General features: G+C 60.9%; 14 protein-coding genes, 1 tRNA gene and 3 pseudogenes. 8 read left to right on the top strand and 10 right to left on the bottom strand.

Features of this window, described 5'->3' with window-relative positions; all coding sequences use genetic code 11:
• Window positions 1-222: 222 nt before the first annotated feature.
• Window positions 223-1510: pseudogene (locus tag BN32_RS03235) on the bottom strand (IS110 family RNA-guided transposase).
• Between the two features lie 79 nt (window positions 1511-1589).
• On the opposite strand from BN32_RS03235, the pseudogene BN32_RS03230 reads away from it, so the two are divergent.
• From BN32_RS03230 to BN32_RS25920, 8 genes and pseudogenes are all read left to right on the top strand, one after another.
• Window positions 1590-2009 (top strand): annotated as a pseudogene (locus BN32_RS03230) (integrase core domain-containing protein); the annotation flags it as partial.
• A 247-nt stretch (window positions 2010-2256) separates the two neighbouring features.
• Window positions 2257-2685 (top strand): hypothetical protein, encoded by a 429-nt coding sequence (locus tag BN32_RS03220; RefSeq protein ID WP_019196666.1) that lies wholly within the window; start codon window positions 2257-2259, stop codon window positions 2683-2685.
• A gap of 185 nt (window positions 2686-2870) precedes the next feature.
• Window positions 2871-3932 carry a DNA cytosine methyltransferase gene (locus BN32_RS25530; protein WP_162161299.1) on the top strand — a complete coding sequence of 354 codons (1062 nt, stop codon included), beginning with the start codon at window positions 2871-2873 and terminating at the stop codon, window positions 3930-3932.
• A gap of 1234 nt (window positions 3933-5166) precedes the next feature.
• The gene (locus BN32_RS03205) at window positions 5167-6003 is read left to right on the top strand and encodes a hypothetical protein (RefSeq protein ID WP_019196663.1); all 837 of its coding nucleotides are present in this window, start codon (window positions 5167-5169) and stop codon (window positions 6001-6003) included.
• The gene (locus BN32_RS25525; protein ID WP_019196662.1) at window positions 6000-6617 is read left to right on the top strand and encodes a hypothetical protein; all 618 of its coding nucleotides are present in this window, start codon (window positions 6000-6002) and stop codon (window positions 6615-6617) included. The genes BN32_RS03205 and BN32_RS25525 overlap by 4 nt, the downstream gene beginning before the upstream one ends.
• Window positions 6618-6626: 9 nt before the next feature.
• A complete protein-coding gene (locus BN32_RS03195) occupies window positions 6627-8321 on the top strand; it encodes a type IV secretory system conjugative DNA transfer family protein (RefSeq protein ID WP_019196661.1) in 1695 nt (564 codons plus the stop codon).
• A 268-nt stretch (window positions 8322-8589) separates the two neighbouring features.
• Window positions 8590-11214 (top strand): MobF family relaxase, encoded by a 2625-nt coding sequence (gene mobF / locus BN32_RS03190; protein WP_019196660.1) that lies wholly within the window; start codon window positions 8590-8592, stop codon window positions 11212-11214.
• A gap of 292 nt (window positions 11215-11506) precedes the next feature.
• Window positions 11507-12595 (top strand): annotated as a pseudogene (locus BN32_RS25920) (recombinase family protein); the annotation flags it as partial.
• A gap of 60 nt (window positions 12596-12655) precedes the next feature.
• Here the strand turns inward: BN32_RS25920 and BN32_RS27525 are convergent.
• From BN32_RS27525 to BN32_RS03140, 9 genes are all read right to left on the bottom strand, one after another.
• Window positions 12656-13099 (bottom strand): hypothetical protein, encoded by a 444-nt coding sequence (locus BN32_RS27525; RefSeq protein WP_040425397.1) that lies wholly within the window; start codon window positions 13097-13099, stop codon window positions 12656-12658.
• 54 nt (window positions 13100-13153) lie between these two features.
• A tRNA-Arg gene (locus BN32_RS03175) sits at window positions 13154-13230 on the bottom strand.
• A 67-nt stretch (window positions 13231-13297) separates the two neighbouring features.
• Entirely contained in the window at window positions 13298-14203 is a 906-nt protein-coding gene (locus BN32_RS03170) for a LysR substrate-binding domain-containing protein (RefSeq protein WP_019196658.1), read from the bottom strand.
• A gap of 63 nt (window positions 14204-14266) precedes the next feature.
• Complete coding sequence (locus BN32_RS03165) at window positions 14267-15058, bottom strand: cobalamin-binding protein (protein WP_019196657.1); 792 nt, start codon at window positions 15056-15058, stop codon at window positions 14267-14269.
• Between the two features lie 44 nt (window positions 15059-15102).
• A complete protein-coding gene (locus BN32_RS03160) occupies window positions 15103-15843 on the bottom strand; it encodes a DUF3750 domain-containing protein (RefSeq protein ID WP_019196656.1) in 741 nt (246 codons plus the stop codon).
• 96 nt (window positions 15844-15939) lie between these two features.
• A complete protein-coding gene (locus BN32_RS03155) occupies window positions 15940-16755 on the bottom strand; it encodes an NUDIX hydrolase (RefSeq protein ID WP_019196655.1) in 816 nt (271 codons plus the stop codon).
• Window positions 16755-17684, bottom strand: coding sequence for a dihydrodipicolinate synthase family protein (locus BN32_RS03150; RefSeq protein ID WP_019196654.1), 930 nt, complete (start codon window positions 17682-17684; stop codon window positions 16755-16757). The genes BN32_RS03155 and BN32_RS03150 overlap by 1 nt, the downstream gene beginning before the upstream one ends.
• 21 nt (window positions 17685-17705) lie before the next feature.
• Window positions 17706-18578 carry an SDR family oxidoreductase gene (locus BN32_RS03145; RefSeq protein WP_019196653.1) on the bottom strand — a complete coding sequence of 291 codons (873 nt, stop codon included), beginning with the start codon at window positions 18576-18578 and terminating at the stop codon, window positions 17706-17708.
• A gap of 24 nt (window positions 18579-18602) precedes the next feature.
• Entirely contained in the window at window positions 18603-19463 is an 861-nt protein-coding gene (locus tag BN32_RS03140; RefSeq protein WP_019196652.1) for a MaoC family dehydratase, read from the bottom strand.
• Window positions 19464-19478 lie beyond the last annotated feature (15 nt).

Raw genomic sequence — 19478 nt, 5'->3', positions numbered from 1 at the left:
TAAGAGCGGAAGGAAATAGAGAGGACAGTCAAAAGTCTCTCTGTACGCCAGCATGCTCTCGCAGCATGACGCTCGTCAAGTTGCATGGTCGAACCAGGCGGCTTCCACGAGTAAAGGAAAAGATCTCGTCCATAGCAAACACAGGGTACGCCGATTGCGGCCCTCACCGTCCTCAACACGAGCTTCTGATCCAGGTGGAAGACCCGAACATTATCTACAGGGTCATCGAAGCGATGCCCTCACGGCCCTAACTGACAGAGGTTCTTCCACCTGGCACCCGCCCCTCAACGAAGGGCCGGTAGTCGGAACCGCCTTTGACGACGGCGTGGACGACACGCGCCATCTTGGCGGTAATAGCGGTCATCGCCTTGCGGCGCAGATCGGGATTGTCGCGATCTCTCGCGATGTAGCGTTCGAACTTGTGCCGGAATCCGTTCTCGCGCTGGCGGATGGCGACCTGTCCGGCGATCCACAGGGTGCGGCGCAGTCGCGCATTGCCGAACTTGGAAAGGCGGGTCTGGCCTCGATACTGGCCTGACTGCTGTGTCGAAAGATCCAGTCCGCAGAATTTAAGAAACTGGCGATGATGATGGAAGCGGCGAAGATCTCCAGCCTCGGCAATGATCGTCAGCGCATTGATCGGCCCGATACCCGGGATCTGCCGCAGGAGATGATAATCTTGGCTATATCGCAGCAGTTCGTCAGCCTGCGTCTCGATCTCATTGCGTTGTCGGATCAGGCTGCGTGCTTCGGCGACGACCATCCGGAACATGCGAATAGCAGGGGCATCCAGCGGCAACGGCAATCCGATTGATGTGCGCGCCGTCTCGTAAATATCCATTAGAATCTGCGTCTTGCTGACTTTGCGGCCGACGACGTCCCAGGCTCCGGCCACAAACGCCTCCTTCGTTAGCGTCGTGATACTTGCCGGCGTTGGAAACGCATCGAGGAAAGCGAAGAACCAATCGCTGCGGCTGTTGCCCCGGAAGCGATCGATCTCTGGAAAATACAGCGGCAGGTAGTGCGTCAGGATACGATGCTGGATCTCGGTCTTGGCCCTGGCGACTGCTTCATGCGTCTTCGACAGTTCCTGCACATCGTTGATGCCAGCGCGCAGCGGATCATGGTAGGCCTGCGTCGCTTGGATCCTGAGCATGTGAAGGATCACCTGCGCATCCTTGGGGTCATTCTTGTCCCAACTGTTGTGCAGGGCCTCCCGAGTTCGAGCGAGCGCCAGCGACGACACCAGCCGCACCTCGAAGCCGGCTTCAGCCAGGCGCCATGCAATGGGACGATGATAGTTCCCGGTGGCTTCAAAGCCGCAGACCACCGGTCGGCCATACGTCTGCAGAATCTCAATCAGCCGATCATGCTCCGCACGGGTGTTGAGGACCGGCAGCCGGCGCCGGCGTTTATGGCTCGGAGCCTCGATCAGAACTTCATTGCAAACCTTGGCAATATCGATGGCTACCAACACGGCATCGGCGAGTATAACATTTGGGCTGGTCATGGTCGGTCTCTCCCGAATGGGTTGTGAACATTCGCATTCTAGAGAAACCTTGATCGGCCATGGCCACCTCAGCCGGTGCGCGCTTGCAGCGAAAGGCTGCGCGCACCGCTGCTCAGTGACCTCTCCTCATTCCTTCCGTAGGTGCTACGGGCCGTGCTACGTCGCCGGCGAGCTGGCGCAATGGCTTCAGGAGCGCGACATGGATCACACCCGCGGTGCACCGAACCATCCTCAGACCCAGGGCAAGATCGAGCGCTGGCACCAGACGCTCAAGAACCGTATCCTGCTGGAGAACTACTTCCTGCCGGGTGATCTCGAAGCCCAGATCGCGGCTTTCGTCGAGCGCTACAACCATCGCCGCTACCACGAGAGCCTGGACAATCTCACCCCCGCCGACGTTTACTTCGGGCGCGGCCAAACTGTCCTGTTGCAGAGAGAAAGGATCAAGCGAAAGACCATCGAACAGCGGCGCTTGCTACATCGCAAAGCCGCCGCTTAAAATGTCAACCGAGATGGGCCAGAGCCTCCGCTAGATCAGCCCGCCATCTGTCTCAAATTATCTGACGACGGACATTCGCGACTACGATCTCTACTTTATCGACTATTTCGCTATCGCTCTTTACTCGGGGGTAAACCCTGAATTCTTGCATCCAGGCTTGCGCCCGGCCCTCAGATATCTTGACGCAACCGTTTGGCTGGGCCAACTCGGACGAGCCAGCCACCTGAAACTCGTGCCAGAAATCTGCATGGCGCTTCATGATATCTTGAACAAGCAGGATATCCTGAACAATCAAAAACTATCCAATCCGATTGAAAACGAAATCAATAAGATCTTTCGTTGGATTCGCGGAATAACTAACATTATCACGAATATTGAGGATCTTCGTGTCGCCATCGAGAGTACGTTGGCAGGAAACGAACCTCCCGTGATTGAACGAAAAGCATTCGGTTTGCTTGCACGACATGGGGGAAGCAAACCAAAAGACTCACGCCTATCTAAATATGCCAATCTCGTTGAATTTATGGATCGCGAGTGGACCCGTGCGATCTACAATTGCCACAATCGGCCAAAGGAAGGCTACGAGATTAGCGTCATCATGCGTCCTAATGCTGATATTCCCGGCGCAACAGGCGAGAAATTTTTTATCCATCCATTCATCCCGTGGGCTTGGTAGCCCGCCGCAGTCTTTCGATTTTTAGTCGCAAAGGAAAAGGGGGCATTCGGCCTCCTTTTTTAATTTCATTTACCCCGTCGGTCGATCAGCCACCTATTCAGTCCCCAAAACTATCAGCGTCGAGTGGCTTAAGCCTTCTGCACGACCGACGGTTTCGTCGGCACAGAGCAGAAGGAATAGTCAGGGTGAGTAAAGAAAACGCGAACTCGGCGGCAAAGACTCAACGAAGGTCGTCGCCAAGCAATGACCTGAGACGGCGCTCGCGTATCTATACGGCAGCGCGTCATAAGGCAACTCGCAGCACCGATAGCAAGCCGATCAACGTGCTGAGCCTGTGCTCCGGCATGGGCAGTGATGTCGCGGCATTTGAGCTTGCCGACGTCCCCCACAAGCTGGTCGCGGTCGCGGAGATCGATCCGGCCGCCTGCGCGGTCCTTGCGCATAAATTTCCCGAGGCTCGCAACCTCGGCGACCTCAACAATATCAATTGGAGTGTGTTTCATGACCAGGAAGTCAACATCCTTACCGCAGGATTCCCGTGCCAGCCGCACTCGACGGCGGGGTACCGGAAGGGTCTCGATGATCCGCGTGAATGCAGTGCAAGCGTGCTCCGCGCTATTGCCGAAGTACATCCCGACTGGGTCTTGCTCGAAAATGTCCCCGGATTCGCGTCGTCGAGCGACGGCCGCGCGTACCGGCGCACGCTCGCGCGGCTCCACCGGGAAGGTTATCGCTGCGAAGCAAAAATCATCGATGCCATCGACGTGCTCCCGCAACGCCGCCGTCGGCTCTGGATTCTCGGGCATCGCGGAACTTCCGGGCCCTCACCTTCTGAAGTATTCGCTGTCGCCGCAAGCGGCGGCGGGCGTGATGCGCCGCGCAAGGAAGAACCGGTACACCATGCCGCCGCGACTGCGCAGCGCCCTGACATCCACCATCCGCTCGCGCTCCCGACGCTGATGGCGAGCGGATCCGGCGTCATCAAAGCCGGATTGCGCAGCACCGAGCTCGGATTTCTGATCGTTCAGGATATCGCGGGTCACGGCACCATCGTACGCCGGCCAACTTCCCTGGAGATCATTCGCGCGCAAGGTTTCCCGGACGATTGGCTGGACGGCGTCATGTGGCGCAACAAGCCTCTCAGCCGGACCCAGATCGCCAAGCTCGTCGGCAACGCCTGGCCGGTTGTCGTGCCCGCATTGATCTTCGCTGCCATCGGCGAACTGGGTGGGTGGCGGCAATCATGAAAACTCCGTCCATCCTTCTTGAGTGGAAGCGCCGCGCGTGTCCGACGGTTTTTCACGAATCATCGCACCGGCTGGCAGATCGATCGTCCACTGATCTGGTTTGCCATTCAGTCCCCAAAACTACCAGCCCGCTCCATGCCATCAATACGAATGCATCAACACAGGAGTTCACGATGCCGATGACCATTTTTGAAGAGATCCAACCGACCGACGGCCCCGATATCAGCAAACCTTTCGTGCTGATCAACGACCCGGATTCGTCCGAGGAAATTGCCGTTCCCGAATCCGTGACCACGGTGTTCGGGCCGCTGAATGATCGTAACGTGATCCACACGACGGTCGACCGGCTCGCCGCCGACATCCCTCATCTTTCGGCGCACCAGTTGAACGATTTTGTGTCGGGAAAGCCCATCATTGCGATGATGATGCCGATGCCGATCGATTTCGACATCGACGTGTTCAAAAAGGAGTGGTGTGAACGCAAATACGTTCTGCGTAAGGCGCTCGCGGTGAATGTCGTTGCGGCGACGCAACGGCTGGTCGGACTCGCAGGTGGCTGCGACCACACCCTCGTTCTTCAGCAGTTGGCGAAAGCTGTTTGGACGCCGCGCGTGAATCGCGACGGAGGACAGCCTCCCGAGGCTATCCGCCAGCGGTCGCTGGACAAGCTCTACCAGGAAGGGCTCGATGCGATTTCGGGCTGGTATCCGGGGCATCCGCCGTTCGAGGATATCAAAGCCGCGCTGAATGCGGAGGGCGCGAGGCTTGGTAACTCGCCGAAGAGCACGGGTGGCGCATTCCTCATTGCGCAATTCGAGATCGTTGCAACGTTCTTTCGCTTGTACCGCAGGGCACAGAACGTGACCGATCTGCTTGACCAAGCGGATGCTGCGAAGGCGGAGGGCCGCAAAGGCATCTACGGCGTGTTCAACCGCCTGCTCCAGCCGCCCTTCTCGAAACGCGACCTGATCGTCGCCGCTTTCAACGGCAATTTCGACCCGTCGGAGTTGAGCCCGCGCCATCGCCTTTGTCGTCCGGAGTTTGAGGAGATGCGCAAGCGCGGACAACAACATCGCGCCGCTGTCCTCAACGGCTCTGATCAATTCGAACCCGACTAGTCGGTCTATTCCCGAAACGGAGGTGCGGCCCCGGCCGCGCCTCCAAAACCCAGAGCATTCACAACGCCTATCCACACCCAATCGCGCGCGACACGCACGCACCACGGAGACACGACATGACCAAGCACGCAGCTTCCCAAACTGTTACCGACGCGCCTTCTCTGGCGGGCGTCGTTCTGTCCGGCATCGGCGGATCAGGTAAATCGACCTTGACGCTGACGATCGCCGATCTCGCCGAGGTCGCCGGAATTGATCTCGACATCCTGCAGTTCGACCATCAGTCGAAGCTAGGCGAGACGCTGGGGCGCGATATCGTTACCCTCGATTCCGCCATCGCCCGCAAGTCGCGCAGCAATCCTGACGCGATCGTTGAACTGTTCGAACCGTTCACCGACCGCCTGGCCAGCCTGAAGGACACGAAACGGAGCCTGCTGATCGAGATCGGCGGCGGACTGACGCCGATCTTTCACGATCACAACCGCCTCGTCGATCTCAATGAGGACGTAGTCGAGCTTGGCGTCAATCTCACCGTGTTCGTGGTCGTGCTCGCGACGCCCGAGGCGATCGGACAGGCCACGGTCGAACTCGACCGGTTGAAGGAGATTTTGCCCGACGCCCGCGTGATCGTCGTCGAGAACCGCTGGCGTGGCACGGTCGCCGAGATGCTGCCCTTTCTCGACGATCCTGTACGCAAACGCGCCAAACGGATGCTGGCGGATCATCCGGTTATTGTGATGCCGCGCGTCGAGGGCGCAAGTCTGCGGCATGCTGAACGGGTTCATGCTCGCCTGATCGATATCATCGATTGGGATCTGGCGACCGTGATGGAGAAGACTGGTCTCAAGCGGGGCGCCGCCCGCCTGATGCGTGGCGACGTCGCCGCCTACCTGGCTGCGATGGAAAGCGGTCTTGCCAACGTCCTGCCGCTGCTGGGTTCGGGAGGCGGCCAATGAATGACGTCAAACAGCACCGCCGGAATCGCAACCGTGCGCTCGTTGAACGCACGGAGACCATCGAAGAGTTGATTGCGCGCTGCCGCAAGATGACACCGGAGCAGTTCGCGCAACTCTCCCAGAATCTGCTTCGGCGGCTGACGCCGGATCAGCGCGCGGACATTGCCGCAGGCCTGACTCCGGCTGCCGAAGATACCGCGTTGCCCCGAGCCGGTGAAAGGCGATCAGCGCCCGGATCGTCGATGCCGGCTAAAAAGGCACGTCCCCGCGCGCGATCAATTTGGCGCCGGATGCTCAGCGCCTCGCTTGTCTGGGGTACCACTGCGAGCCTGACGGTGATCGCAGTCCTGACGGTACCGCCCCTGCTTCGCGATGGCGGGCAAATCGTGCGTCCTACCCAATCCGGTCTCTGGCCAAGGTGTGCGCGACTGACAGGGAAGACCGACGGATGTGTTTATCGTGTTTCGCACGGCCTGTCGTGGAGCGATGCCGCTGGCCTGCTGAACATGCAGGAAGCTTACCTGCGTGCCGTCAATCAGGCTCCCGCCAGCGGAGTCCTGAATGCTGGTCAATTCATCATCGTCTGGCGCGGCCACGGCCGCCTTACGCAATAGGAAACAGTCATGACCGATAAACCTGCCTACGAAATCCGCTCCGTTGTGCCCGCTGTCTTTGCCGCACTGGTATTCGGAGCCCTGTTCGCCTGTCTCGCAGGCGGAATCCTGCTGGGCCTGATGCCATGGTGGGGATGGCGACAGGACATGCCGGTCACATTAACCGGACTTGAAATCCTCCGCCTTGCGGCCTGGCGTTGGGATTCCATTTTGTGGGCGATCGACGTCCATAACCTGCAATATCCGCTGCTGGCTCGCGGTGCCGCAATCATGGTTGGCGGCCTTGGCGCTGGCGTTGCCGCCGGATGGATCGCCTGGAATGCGACGCCGTTCGTTGACACTCGCACTCATTACGAGGGTATTCGCCGCCTCAAGGGCAAAGCCGCCGTCGCCGCGGCCAACCGCGCCATGCAAAAAGAAATCGCCGATTCCGGCCGCGCGTATGAGCTCGCTCCCGGCGTGTGGTTCTCGCAGCTGAGAAGCCTTGTAAACCTCCTCATCCTCGGGGCGCCGGGATCCGGCAAAACACGGATCGTTCTTTATCTGATCGAACAAATCCTCAGCGAGTTCGGTCCGTTGCGCAACAAATCGCAGGGTCTCTTGATCCACGACACGACTGGCGAGATTCGAGATGGCTTTCCACGCGACCATTCGTACATCGCCGGCGTCGGCCTTGACGACGAGGAGATCTGGGCTTGGGCCATTGGAGAAGACGTATTGACAATCGACGATGCCAACGAGGTCGCACGGAGGCTTCTCGGAGAGCGCTCCGGGCCAAAGCATAGCAACTCCGTATTCGACGCGGGCGGCTCTACCATCCTCGCCGGATGCATCGTCATTTGTCAAAAGACCCATGGACGGAAATGGGGCGCGCAGGAACTTCTTGAAATCGTATCGCTTGATGCCGCGACGTTGTACGCGAAGCTCGTGGAAGTCGATTCCCCCGCGGTCGCCCTGCTGGACATGGACGAGGACGGCCACTCGCTGTCAAAGACTTCGGCGAGTTTCATGCTTACCTATCGCGCGCATGTGCTGCGCGTGCTGGAACCACTGGCCCGTCATTGGCGGGACGTCTCGCCGAACCGCCGCTTCTCGTTCGTTCGCTGGATGAATGGCGACCACAAGCAGCCCCGCATTGTTCTCCTGCAACGCTCGGCCCGCCTGAGCGAGTTGAGCGCCGCGTGGATCGGAGCGGTCATCGATCTGATTGCCGCGTACGCGACCGATGCCGCGTTCAATCCGGAAAAGGAACGGCGCCTTCATCTCGTTCTCGACGAATTCCACCAGTTGGGGCCGCTGGGCAGGTTCCAGGAATTGCTGGACGTTGGTCGGAACAAGAATGTTTCGGTGATCGCGACCCTGCAAGACCTGAATCAGCTGCGCCTGAATTACAATGAGACCGGCGCGAACAATATGATCGAACGCTTCGCGACGGTCATTATCGGCCGGATGCGACAGGGCGAAGCTTCAAACAAAGTATCGGAACAATTGATCGGCAAGCGCACCATTGTCGACCCTCCGGACAAGTCTCGACAGCATGATGCACCGTCAGCCCAGAAGCGCGAGGTGCCGCTCGTGCGGCCTGAGCAATTGAGCCGGGAATTGGGCGTGTTCGATGACAAGGTTCATGCGCTGGTTATCGGATTCGGTGACGTCCTTGATCTGACGTGGCCGGTGACTGTCTGGCCTCCCCGACGCTCGTAGTTTGCATCCCCATCGTCACTTTGAATCAGGTACGCACCGCAGAATCCCGTTGCGTACCTGATGCGTCACCGCAGCAACGCGCTCGACAATGCCTTCCCGCGATCCGCAAAATGTCGTCGATGCGTGCCTGCGTTCTTTTTGACGACCTGAACAGGAACGAAACGTCTTAGAGACGACGCGCGGCAGCTTCTCTGCAGAATTCGGTTCAGTCCCCAAAACTAAGCAGTTCAGGTGCGATAGATGAAAGGCCTCTCATCGGGAGGCCTTTATGGTCGCATCTTTCGCTATCATCCATCGCGCCGATTATTACACGCGCGACAACACGAATTACTATCTGTCCGATCGCGAGCCGAACGGCCGCTGGCTGACCAACAGCAATCGCCTCGGCATCGAAGCCGGAGCAGACGTCCAGCCGGATGTGTTCGAGCACCTGTGTGCGGGCATCGATCGTAACGGCGAGACCCTGATCAAGTACGCCGGCGCGGGACGGCATACTGCCGGGATCGATCTTACCTTCAGTTGTCCCAAGGGCGTTTCCGTCGTGTGGGCTCTGGGCGATGACAAGCTCCGGCGCACCGTTGAGGCTGCCGAATCCGAAGCGGTCGCCGCGACCATCGCGTTCCTCGAGCAGGAACTGCCGCTTGGACGCCGTGGTCGCAATGGCATCCGGCGCGAACATGTTCGTCTTGTCGCCGCCGCGTTTGCCCATGGCGAAGCTCGCCCTGAACGCCACGCCGACGGCGTCGTCGCGCCGGACCCGCAGCGCCACACCCACGTCACGATCCTCAATGTCGCCGAGCGCACCGACGGCTCGTTCGGCGCCATCGACACTGTGCAGCTGCGTCAATGGAAGAAGGCGCTCGGCGTGCATTTCCGGGTCGGTCTTGCCACGCGCCTGCAACGCGCGGGCTTCGCGCTGGGACCGATCAGCGCGGATGGCCTGTTCGATATCGTGGGCGTTCCGTCCGACGTCGTCGCTTATTTCAGCGCACGCCGCGCCACGATCGAAGAACAACTGGCCACGGCAGGTACGACGTCTGACGCAGCGCCTGCCCTCGCGGCCCACGTGACCCGCACGACGCGGCGGGACAAGGAATCTCAACCGGAAGGCGACCGGCATCAACGTTGGCGGGCCGCAACCCGTCAATTGGGATACGAGCCGGAGAGCATCATCCAGACCGCACGAAGTCTTGGCATGGAGGCTCAATCCGAGGCAGCGGTCGTGGCAGACCGGATCGCAGAACGCTTGGCACAGGTCCCTGATCTCCTGACGACGACACAATCGGTGTTCGAGCGCTACCGCATGTTTGAGGCGGTTGGCGCCGCACTGGTGGGAGTTAGCGTTGAACCGGATCGGATCAGAGTTGAAGTCGATCGTTTGCTTGCCAATGGCGCCATCGTCGAGCTTGGCCGCGATCGGACTGGTGCCCCGCGTTATTCCACGCCGGACATGATCGCGATCGAGCGTACCCTGGTCGACACCGCCAGACGACTGGCTTTCGATGTGCGGCAGGGCCCCGCGAGCAAGGTCGTTACACGGCACGCTCGCACCGCCCGACTGACGGACGAACAACGAGCCGCCGTTGATCTTGCGACCTCGGGCGCACGGCTTGCCGTCATTCAAGGGACCGCCGGAACGGGCAAGTCGCACACCCTGGCGGTCGTTGCGCGCGCCTGGGAGGCGGCCAACCATCGGGTCCTTGGCGCTTCGATCGCGTGGAAGGCAGCCAACACGCTTGGCCAGGATCTTGCCATCCCCTCGCGCTCGATCGATTCATGGCTCGCGAAAATCGAAACCGGAAGCGCGGTACTGGATTCGTCGACGCTGCTGATCGTCGACGAGGCCGGTCTGATGTCGAGCCGCCAGATGCAGCGCCTCCTCACCCACGTCGAGGCCGCGCGGGCGTCGGTTCTCCTGGTGGGAGACAGCCGGCAGCTTCAACCGATCGGCCCGGGTGCGGCGCTTCGTCTGGTCAACGATACCGTGGCCGGGGTGCGCCTCGATACGATCGTGCGCCAGCAACAGGAATGGGCACGTGACGCCGTGCACGCATTCGCCCTCGGCGATGCCGAGGCTGGATTGTCCGCGTATGCGAGCCACGGGCTGCTCGTGGAATCGGATGGCGGCGCCGCGGCGGTCACGGCGCTCGTCGACGCCTGGCAAAATGTCCGCCATTCGTCGCCCGACGCGTCGATCCTGGCGGTCGCCAAGACCAACGCGGAAGTGCGGGCGATCTGCAATGCCATCCGCTCCCGGCTGAAGGTTGAGGGCGCAATCGATCATCACGACACCAGCATCCGCGCCGTCACGCCGTCCGGTCAGGGCTATGATCTGCCGCTGGCCATCGGGGATCGTGTTCGCTTCCTGCATCGCTTCGATCAGTTCCAGGTGGTCAACGGCACCGAGGCCGAAGTGACGAGCGTCACTGCTGCCCGGAATGGCGCCGTCACAATCAAGGCTCGCATCGACCGGCGCGAAATCCGCTTCAACGCCGCTGACATCGCCGACCAGGAGGGGCGCTCTTTCATCGCTCATGCCTGGGCCTCGACGATCTTCCAGGCGCAGGGCGCAACCGTCGACCGCGTGTTCGTGCTCGGCTCAAGCAGGTTCGACCGTCACGACGCTTACGTCGCCATGAGTCGCGCCCGGCAGGAAGCAAAGCTTTTCATCGATCGACGCGCGCTGGACACCGAAATCCGCGCCAGCGATCCCGATCGCAATATCACCATCGATCAGGAGCGGCGTCTCGCGCATCTGGCCAACTGTCTTGCGCGCGAGAATCCGAAGTACAGCACGCTCGATCCGCTGGTTCACGTCGCTGGCGAAATCGCGCGGCAGCCCGACCATGCTCCGATCCGGAAGCACGAGCTTGCACAGGAGTTGTCCCAATGACCGGACGCTCCAAAGCAATCGCGCCCCGGCGCCGGCCATCGGCGCGGCCTGCAGCCGCACGATCGCCGATGCGGCAGACCGATCGCCGCACATCGCGTCGCGACCGGGAACGTGTCTGGGTCGTGGTCGAAGGACTGCCCTCCAAAATGCCGGTCCTTCCCGCCGAAATCGAGGTCATTGAGACCTATTTCGGCGCCTTCCTCGACGAACTGCTGGCTGGTCACACGGGCGGCCGGCCCGGATTGCCGATCGCCGGCAGCTCCGGCACACTCCCCAGAAAGGAAGAACCTGAATGAATATCCGCCATCGCGACGCCTTTCGTCCCGCCCACGATAACGATGCGCTCGTCCCCGGGGCGCGGGCATGTGCCTATCTGCGTGTCTCGACCGGGCGGCAGGCCGAGAGCGATCTGTCGATCCCCGATCAACGCAAGCAGGTCGGCTCGTTTTGCGCAAACAAGGAATGGACGCTGGTCGCCGACTATGTCGAGCCCGGTGCCTCCGCCATGGACGACAACCGCCCCGAATTCCAGAAGATGATCGAACGTGCCACCGACGATGACCATCCGTTCGACGTCATCGTTGTGCACTCGTTCTCGCGCTTCTTCCGCGATTCCTTCGGACTGGAGATGTATATCCGCAAGCTCGCCAAGGAAGGCGTGCGCCTCGTCTCGATCACCCAGGAACTGGGCGACGATCCGGCCCAGGTCATGATGCGGCAGGTGATCGCGCTGTTCGACGAGTACCAGAGCCGCGAGAACGCAAAGCATGTGCTGCGCGCCATGAAGGAAAACGCCCGTCAAGGCTTCTACAACGGCTCGCCCGTCCCTCTTGGCTATCGCGCCGAGGAAACCGAAAAGCGCGGTGCTCGGGTCAAGAAGAAGCTCGTGATCGACCCCGCCGAAGCCGAGACCGTCCGTCTCATCTTCCGCCTCTATCGGCACGGGGACGGTCAATCCGGACCGCTGGGGGTCAAACACACCGTCACCTGGCTGAACGAGCGCGGATATCGCACGCGCAGGGGTGCCCGCTTCGGCGTAGCGACGCTTCACACCATCCTGACCAGCCCCGTTTATGTCGGGCAATGGGTCTTCAACAAGCGCGACTCCCGGACGCTCCGGGAGAAGCCGATTGACCAGTGGATCACGGTCGAGGTTCCGCCGATCATCGAACGAGCCGAGTTCGATGCCGTGCAGGCTACGCTTAAGGCGAACAACTCGCGGGTGACCGCGCCGCGGGTGGTCACCGGGCCAATTCTGCTTACCGGACTTGCCCGCTGCGCTTCCTGCGATGGCGCCATGACGCTGCGCACCGGCACCTCGAAGACAGGGGCTATCCACAAATATTATACCTGCTCGACCTGCGCCCGGATGGGCAAGTCGGCCTGCAAGGGGCGCTCCGTCCGCATGGATACCCTCGACAACCTCGTTGTCGATCACCTGTCACGGCAGTTGTTTACCACCGAGCGCCTCACCGAGATTCTTGCCGCCGCCTTTGCCCGTCGCGCCGAGAAGGCCATGGAAGTCGATGGGCGCGTCACCGCCCTGCAGCGCGACGTCGTCGATGCCGCCGACAAGCTGAAGCGGCTCTATCGCATGGTGGAGGATGGCGTCGCCGAACTGGACGATATCCTGCGGGATCGCATCAGCAGCCTCAAACTTGACCGTGAACGGGCCCAGGCCGCGCTCGATTGCATCCAGGCCCAGGCCACGCCTGCAACCGAAGTTCCGCCGGAAATGATCGAGCGGTTCGGGCAGGAAATGCGCGAGAATATCGCCAATGGTGAGATTCCGTTCCGGAAGGCCTATTTGCGCTCGGTCATCGACCGGATCGAGGTCGACGACCACGTCGTTCGCGTTATCGGCGACACCGCGACGCTGGAACAAGTTATGGCCGGGAAAAGCGTCCCCACGTCCGGGGTTCGCAGTTTGGTACGCAAGTGGCGCGCTCCGAGAGATTCGAACTCCCGACCCTCGGAATCGAAATCCGATGCTCTATCCAGCTGAGCTAGGAGCGCTGCTGGCGGCACAATAGCCAAGCAGGATGTGAAAGCTACCCCCAGAACACCACTGGTAGTGACTTTTTCAGGTCTTTGGATGCGACCGTGCCGCCGCGGCCGTAACCATCTGTCCCAGCTCGATAAAATGGCTCTTCCGCGGCGAGCTTTTGCGCCAGGCGAGCCCAATCACGCGCTCCGGTTCCGGGTCGGCGAACCGCATCAGATGGATATCACCGCGCCGGGTTTCGAGTGGTACCGCCAGTTCTGGCAACAATGTCATGCCGAGACCATTGGCGACCATCTGAACCAGTGTCGACAGGCTCGAAGCACCGAAGGTGTTGATGTTCTCGATCCGCCGAAGGCTGCAGAAGGCCAGTGCCTGGTCGCGCATGCAGTGCCCCTCCTCCAGAAGAAGAAGCCTGTCCTCCTCCAGCAGATCGGGCGTCGCCTTGACGCGGTTCGACATACGATGCGAGGCCGCCATTGCCAGCAGGAAATGGTCATCGAATAGCCGGATCGTCTCGATGTCGGGATGCTCAACCGGCAGCGCGAGCAGCAGAACATCGAGCTGGCCGTCGAGGAGTTCAGTGACGAGCGTCTGAGTCTGGCTTTCGCGGATATGCAGGTCGAGGTCCGGGAACGAGTCGCGGATCGAGGGCAGCAGTTGTGGCAAGATATACGGCGCCACGGAAGGAATGACGCCGAGACCAAGCGGACCGGACAGAACATCGCCCCGTCGTCGTGCCAAATCGACGATGTCGCGTACGTCGGCGAGAACGCGCGCCGCGCGTTGAGCGACTTCCTTGCCGCTTTCCGTCAGCATCACACCGCTGCGTCCGCGCTCCAGGAGCTGCACCCCGAGGAACTTCTCGAGCTCCTGCACCTGCATCGAGAGCGCCGGCTGGGTCACCGAGCAAAGTTCTGCGGCCTTGCCGAAATGACCGAATTTGGCAACGGCTGCGAAGTATTTGAGCTGTTTGAGCGATACCATGATCAATCATTTTTTCTTATCTAGATCAGACTTTAGCGCGACTATATCTGATTTGAAAAGCCTTCACTCACGGCCCTCGCCGTCTAGCGCCGCCACGATCGCATTGAGGCCGTCGGTTAAGGCCGCCGGGCCCGGCTGCAGAATCAGCGGTGATTTGATTTCGACGATGCGGTCGTCGCGCACGGCGGCGATTGTGTCCCAGCCTAGCCGCTGGCGGATCTTGGCAGGCACAACTTTTTTCCCGCACCACGAGGCGAGGATCACGTCGGGATTGGCTGCGACCACGGCCTCGGGCGCAACGATGCGATCCTTCGCAGCCTTTGCCTTTGCGAGGTTCGGAAATACATCGTCACCGCCTGCAACTGCAATCAGTTCCGAGACCCAGCCGATACCGCTGATCAATGGGTCGTCCCATTCCTCGAAATAGACTTTGGGACGCGTTGGTCTCGCGCGTCCCATCCTCGCTGTGTCCGCAAGCCGCTGCTCGAACTGGGATGCGAGCGCATCCGCTTTCCCAGCCTCGCCTATCAATCCGCCGAGCGTGCGGATCATCGCCAGAATCCCGGCAATGTCGCGTTGATTGAAGACGTGGACCGCGACTCCCGCCCGCACCAGATCAGCAACAATGTCAGCTTGCAGGTCAGAGAATGCCAGGACCAGATCCGGATCGAGCGCGATGATCTTCGGAAGGTCGGCCGAAATGAATGCCGAGACGCGCGGTTTCTCGCGCCGCACCTGCGGCGGCCGCACAGCGTATCCCGACACGCCAACGATGCGGTCCTGCTCGCCGAGCAGATACAGCGTCTCGACCGTCTCTTCGGTGAGGCAAACAATGCGTCGTGGAGGGAAAGTCATCAGTAAATCTCAAGCCAGCCCGTGCGCGACTACGCTCTGACTGACTACGCCGGCATCGCACTCATGCCAATGCGCCCGATGCCCGGAATCTTGATCGCGGGGCGGCGAATGTCGACACCGAGAACCGCGCCCAGCACATTCAGTTCGACGCCTTCCAGCCAGCCGACCGTGAGACCGAGATAGCCGCCCAATGTGGCGCGCAGTCCCGTGCCCGAAGGCGTCCAGCCGAACCATTCGCCGTCATAGGGAAAGTCCTTGCCGATCGCGGTTGGCGGCAGCACCGCATCTATCTCCGGCACGGCATCGATGATCGCTGCAACGAATGTATTCGAGTTGGGGCCGGGCCAGGCGCGATAGTCGCCGAGGTTGCGATACTTGTAGCCGTCGATTGCGGCCCGAATTTTCGGAATGAGTTGTGCTGCCCGTTCGCCGTCGGCGCGGAATACTTCATCAGGAAGCTGCCCGAACCAGCGCCCGTCCGCGACGAAGCCGTTGACGCGGATCGGCTCACCCCATGCCGTGTAGTCGTAACGGCTGAAACGAGACGCGCCCTTGTCCTTGAACACGATCCAAGAATGCACGGCGACAATGCCGCGCCAGCGCACCGTTCGCGCCGCATAGATGCGGACCGCGGCTTCTGGATGATCAGACGCGTCCGGCAGAATGCCCGCGCTGGACCGGTCGGCGGCGTACCAGTTTGCCGATGCCCGGTCGCTCAGGAAATAGGATGCTGCGGAAACGCCAATGGGGGCGAACAAGAGGACCAGAAAAGCCGTTAGAACCATCTTCCAAAATCTCATCGGACACCGTCACGGACGCGCTTCGCGTGTCATGAGAATGGTGACGGTCGCCGGTGGATTCAATGGCGCAGGACTAACCGATCAGGGGCGAACAACGTCGAACACATCGCCGTCATATCCCGCCTCAACGGGAATGCGCAGGCGGGTGGTTCCATTCTCGTTCCGGCTCATCTCGGGCACCACGGTCACCACCGGCGTCGCGCGCGCGAAATCCATCGCGGCCTGCGCGGTTCCGAGCTTGTCGAGCTTGATCAGGTTGCGGATGGTCGGAAACGGCAGATTATAGCGGCCCGACTCCGCCGCATCGAGCGCCGCCTTCGGCGACAGCCAGATGGAGTCGACGGATTCCCTGCCGTCATGCTTGCCGATCTGGTCGGGCGGCGCCAACGCCAGCAAAAAATGCGTATCGAAACGCTTCGGCAGATTCACGGGCGTGATCCAGTGCGCAAACAGTGCCAGCAGATCAAATGCGGGCACAAGCTCGTGCTCCCGCAGGATATCCGCGAAACTCACGTTCCCCTCATCAAGCGCGGCGCGCTGCTGGCCGAGCGCTGCAGCCTTCGCCGCGGAAACCAGCGACGACGAGCCACGCGGACGCGCCAGAAGGATTCCACTCTCCTCGAATGTCTCGCGAATGCCGCCGATGCGGATGGCCGCAGTATCGATATCGAGACCGCCGCGATCGGCGACAAGCGCCGGATCAGCCGCGATCTCCCGATCATTCGGATCCATGCTGCCGCCCGGAAATACCAGCGCCCCGGAACTAAATTCGATCTCACGGTTACGCTGCACCATGAAAATTTCCATGCCACCGACTGCTTCACGCAGCAGCAGCACGGTGGAGGCAGTACGCAGCGCCTTCGATTTATCCGGAGTGCTCTTATTGTCGCTGCTCATCAGATGTTTGCCCGCTTATCAACGCGCCCGACGCGCGACAAAAGATAGTCCACTTCGCTGCGCGCCAGCGCGCTCATGGCCGATCCCGGTTTGCGCTGCGCGTCCGACGCAATCTTGCCGCGCTTTTTCAGGACATACTTGCGCACAGCAAGACCGACGCCGGGCTGCTGCTCGTAACGGATCAGCGGCAGGTGTGCATCAAACAGATCGTGCGCGGCATCGCGTTTCCCTGCCTTCGAGAGGTTGACGACATCCACCAGCAGGTCCGGGAACGCATACCCGGTCATCGCGCCATCGACGCCCCGCTCCATTTCGAAATCGAGGAACAGCCCGCCGTTACCCACCAGAATCGACAGCGGCCGCAGCGAGCCGTCCTTCTGGAAACCACGCAACGTCGAAATCTTCTCCAATCCCGGCCAGTCCTCGTGCTTGAGCATCACACAGGTCGGGCTATCCATCACGATCTTGCGGATCACCGACGGCGTCATGACAACAGTCAGCGTCAGCGGATAGTCCTGCAACACCCATGGCACATCGCTGCCGATAGCCTCTGACGCCTGCCGGAAATAACCGAGAATCTGCTCGTCGGTCCGCAAATGCGGTGGCGGCGCGATCATCACTGCGGCGGCGCCCGCGTCCATCGATGCGCGTGCCAGCGTGCGCATCTGCGCGAAGCCCGGCGCGGAGACACCGACGATGATCTGCTTGTCCTTGGCTCGCTTGATGAAGCGGGTCGCAACCTGAAGCGATTCATCGGCCTCCATCTTTGGAGCCTCGCCGAGAATGCCCAGCACCGTGACGCCGTTGCAGCCGACCTCGGCATAGAAATCGGTCAACCGATCGATCGAGTCATAATCAATACGGCCATCGTCGAAAAACGGAGTTGGCGCGATGGCGAACGTGCCGCCTGCCTCGTGGGTGAGCTTCATTATTCAGGCTTCTTTCGTGGATTAGAATCTGCGAGCAGCCAGCTTATCCTGCTCATCGAAGAAAATCTCCCTGGCATGGCTCACGATGTCTTGCGCCTTCCACGGGCCGCCGGGCTTCCAGCCCTTCATTTCCAGCATTTTCATCTCGCGAACGCCGCGCGGACCGGAAACGCCAAGCACCTTGCCGGTCTGCTCGCCGGACAGCGAACTCACCATATAAAGGAGTGCGGGGGCGATTTCGTCCGGTCCCATGACCGCGGCCGGATTCTCGATATAGCGCGGCAGGTCCGCCGTCATGCGGGTCAGTGCGCCGGGCGCCAGCGTCCAGAGCCGGATGTTGTATTTGCGGCCTTCAATGGCGAGCACGTTGCTGAGACCCCAGATGCCGCCCTTGGCTGCACCATAGTTGCTCTGGCCAAAATTACCGAGCAGGCCCGACGTGGAGGACGTATTGACGATGACGCCGCCGCCATTGTCCTTCATCCATTTGAAGGCCGGCATGGTGACACAGAAGGTGCCTTTCAGATGCACCTTCATCACCCTGTCCCAGTTCTCCTCGCTCATTTTCGCGAATGTGCCGTCGAGCAGAATGCCGGCATTGTTGACCAGAATGTCGGCGCGCCCGAAATGCTTGATCGCGTCGTCGAATACCGACTGTCCGCCGGCCATGGTCGAGATGTCCGATCCATTGGCGGCGGCCTTCCCGCCCTCAGCCTGGATGGCATCGACAACCTTCTGCGCCATCGATTTGTCGGCGCCGCTGCCGTCGCGCGGCCCGCCGAGGTCATTGACGATGACGGACGCGCCCTCGCGGGCGAACAGTCTGGCGTAAGCCTCGCCCAAACCGCCGCCAGCCCCGGTGATGATCGCAACCTTGCCGTCGAGCAAACCCATCGAATCCTCCCGTTTCTTCTTGTCTTAGGCGAGAACGGTCTTTCCGTTCTTGATGACGGAGACACCGCGACTCTTGACGCGACCTTCCAGCGAAATCACGTTACCGTCCTTCCAGAGATCGAACGAGACTGTCTCTCCGGGAAAGACTGGCGACGAGAACCGCGTCACATGCTGCTTGAACGCCAGCGGGTCATAGTCCGCATAGGTTTGCAGCACCGCGCGGCAGCTCAGACCATAGGTGCACATGCCGTGCAGGATCGGACGGTCAAAGCCCGCGCGCTTGGCGAATTCCGGATCGCTGTGCAGCGGGTTGCGGTCGCCGCAAAGCCGGTAGATCAACGCCTGATCCGGCCGGGTCGAAATGTCGACCGTCATGTCCGGCGCGCGCTTCGGAATCGCGTGCGGCTCGGGCTGACCGTCGGACGGACCGCCAAAGCCGCCATCGCCACGCGCGAACTGGGACGCGATCAACGTCGCAAGGTCTTCACCCTTGTCGTTCTTGAGCACGGTCTTACGCAAGATCACCGCGCCCTTGTCCTTGCCCTTGTCGAACACGCCGAGGATGCTGGAATCCGCCGTGATGTTTGCCGTGACAGGCAACGGCCTGTGGAAGGTGATGTCGCGCTCGCCATCGACCACCATGACGCGATTGACGTCGATGGGGCCCGCACTTGCGCCCCACGCGGCAACGGACGCGTAGGTCGGCACCACCTTGAGCTCGCGCGGCGTGAAGTAGCCCTCGTTGACGAACGACAGCTCCTTCTGATCCATCGGATCGGCACCCATGCCGATGCCATAGGCGTAAAGCATCACCTCGCGGTCGGTCCACGAATACTTCTGGCCGACGTTCTTGAGCGCCATCACCTCATCGTACTTGATCGGCATGTTTCCTCGCTGTTG

The sequence above is a fragment of the Afipia birgiae 34632 genome, from assembly GCF_000308295.2.
GTDB lineage: Bacteria > Pseudomonadota > Alphaproteobacteria > Rhizobiales > Xanthobacteraceae > Afipia > Afipia birgiae.
The sequence above is the reverse complement of the archived record's forward strand: the minus strand, read 5'-3'. Positions and strand labels throughout refer to the sequence as shown.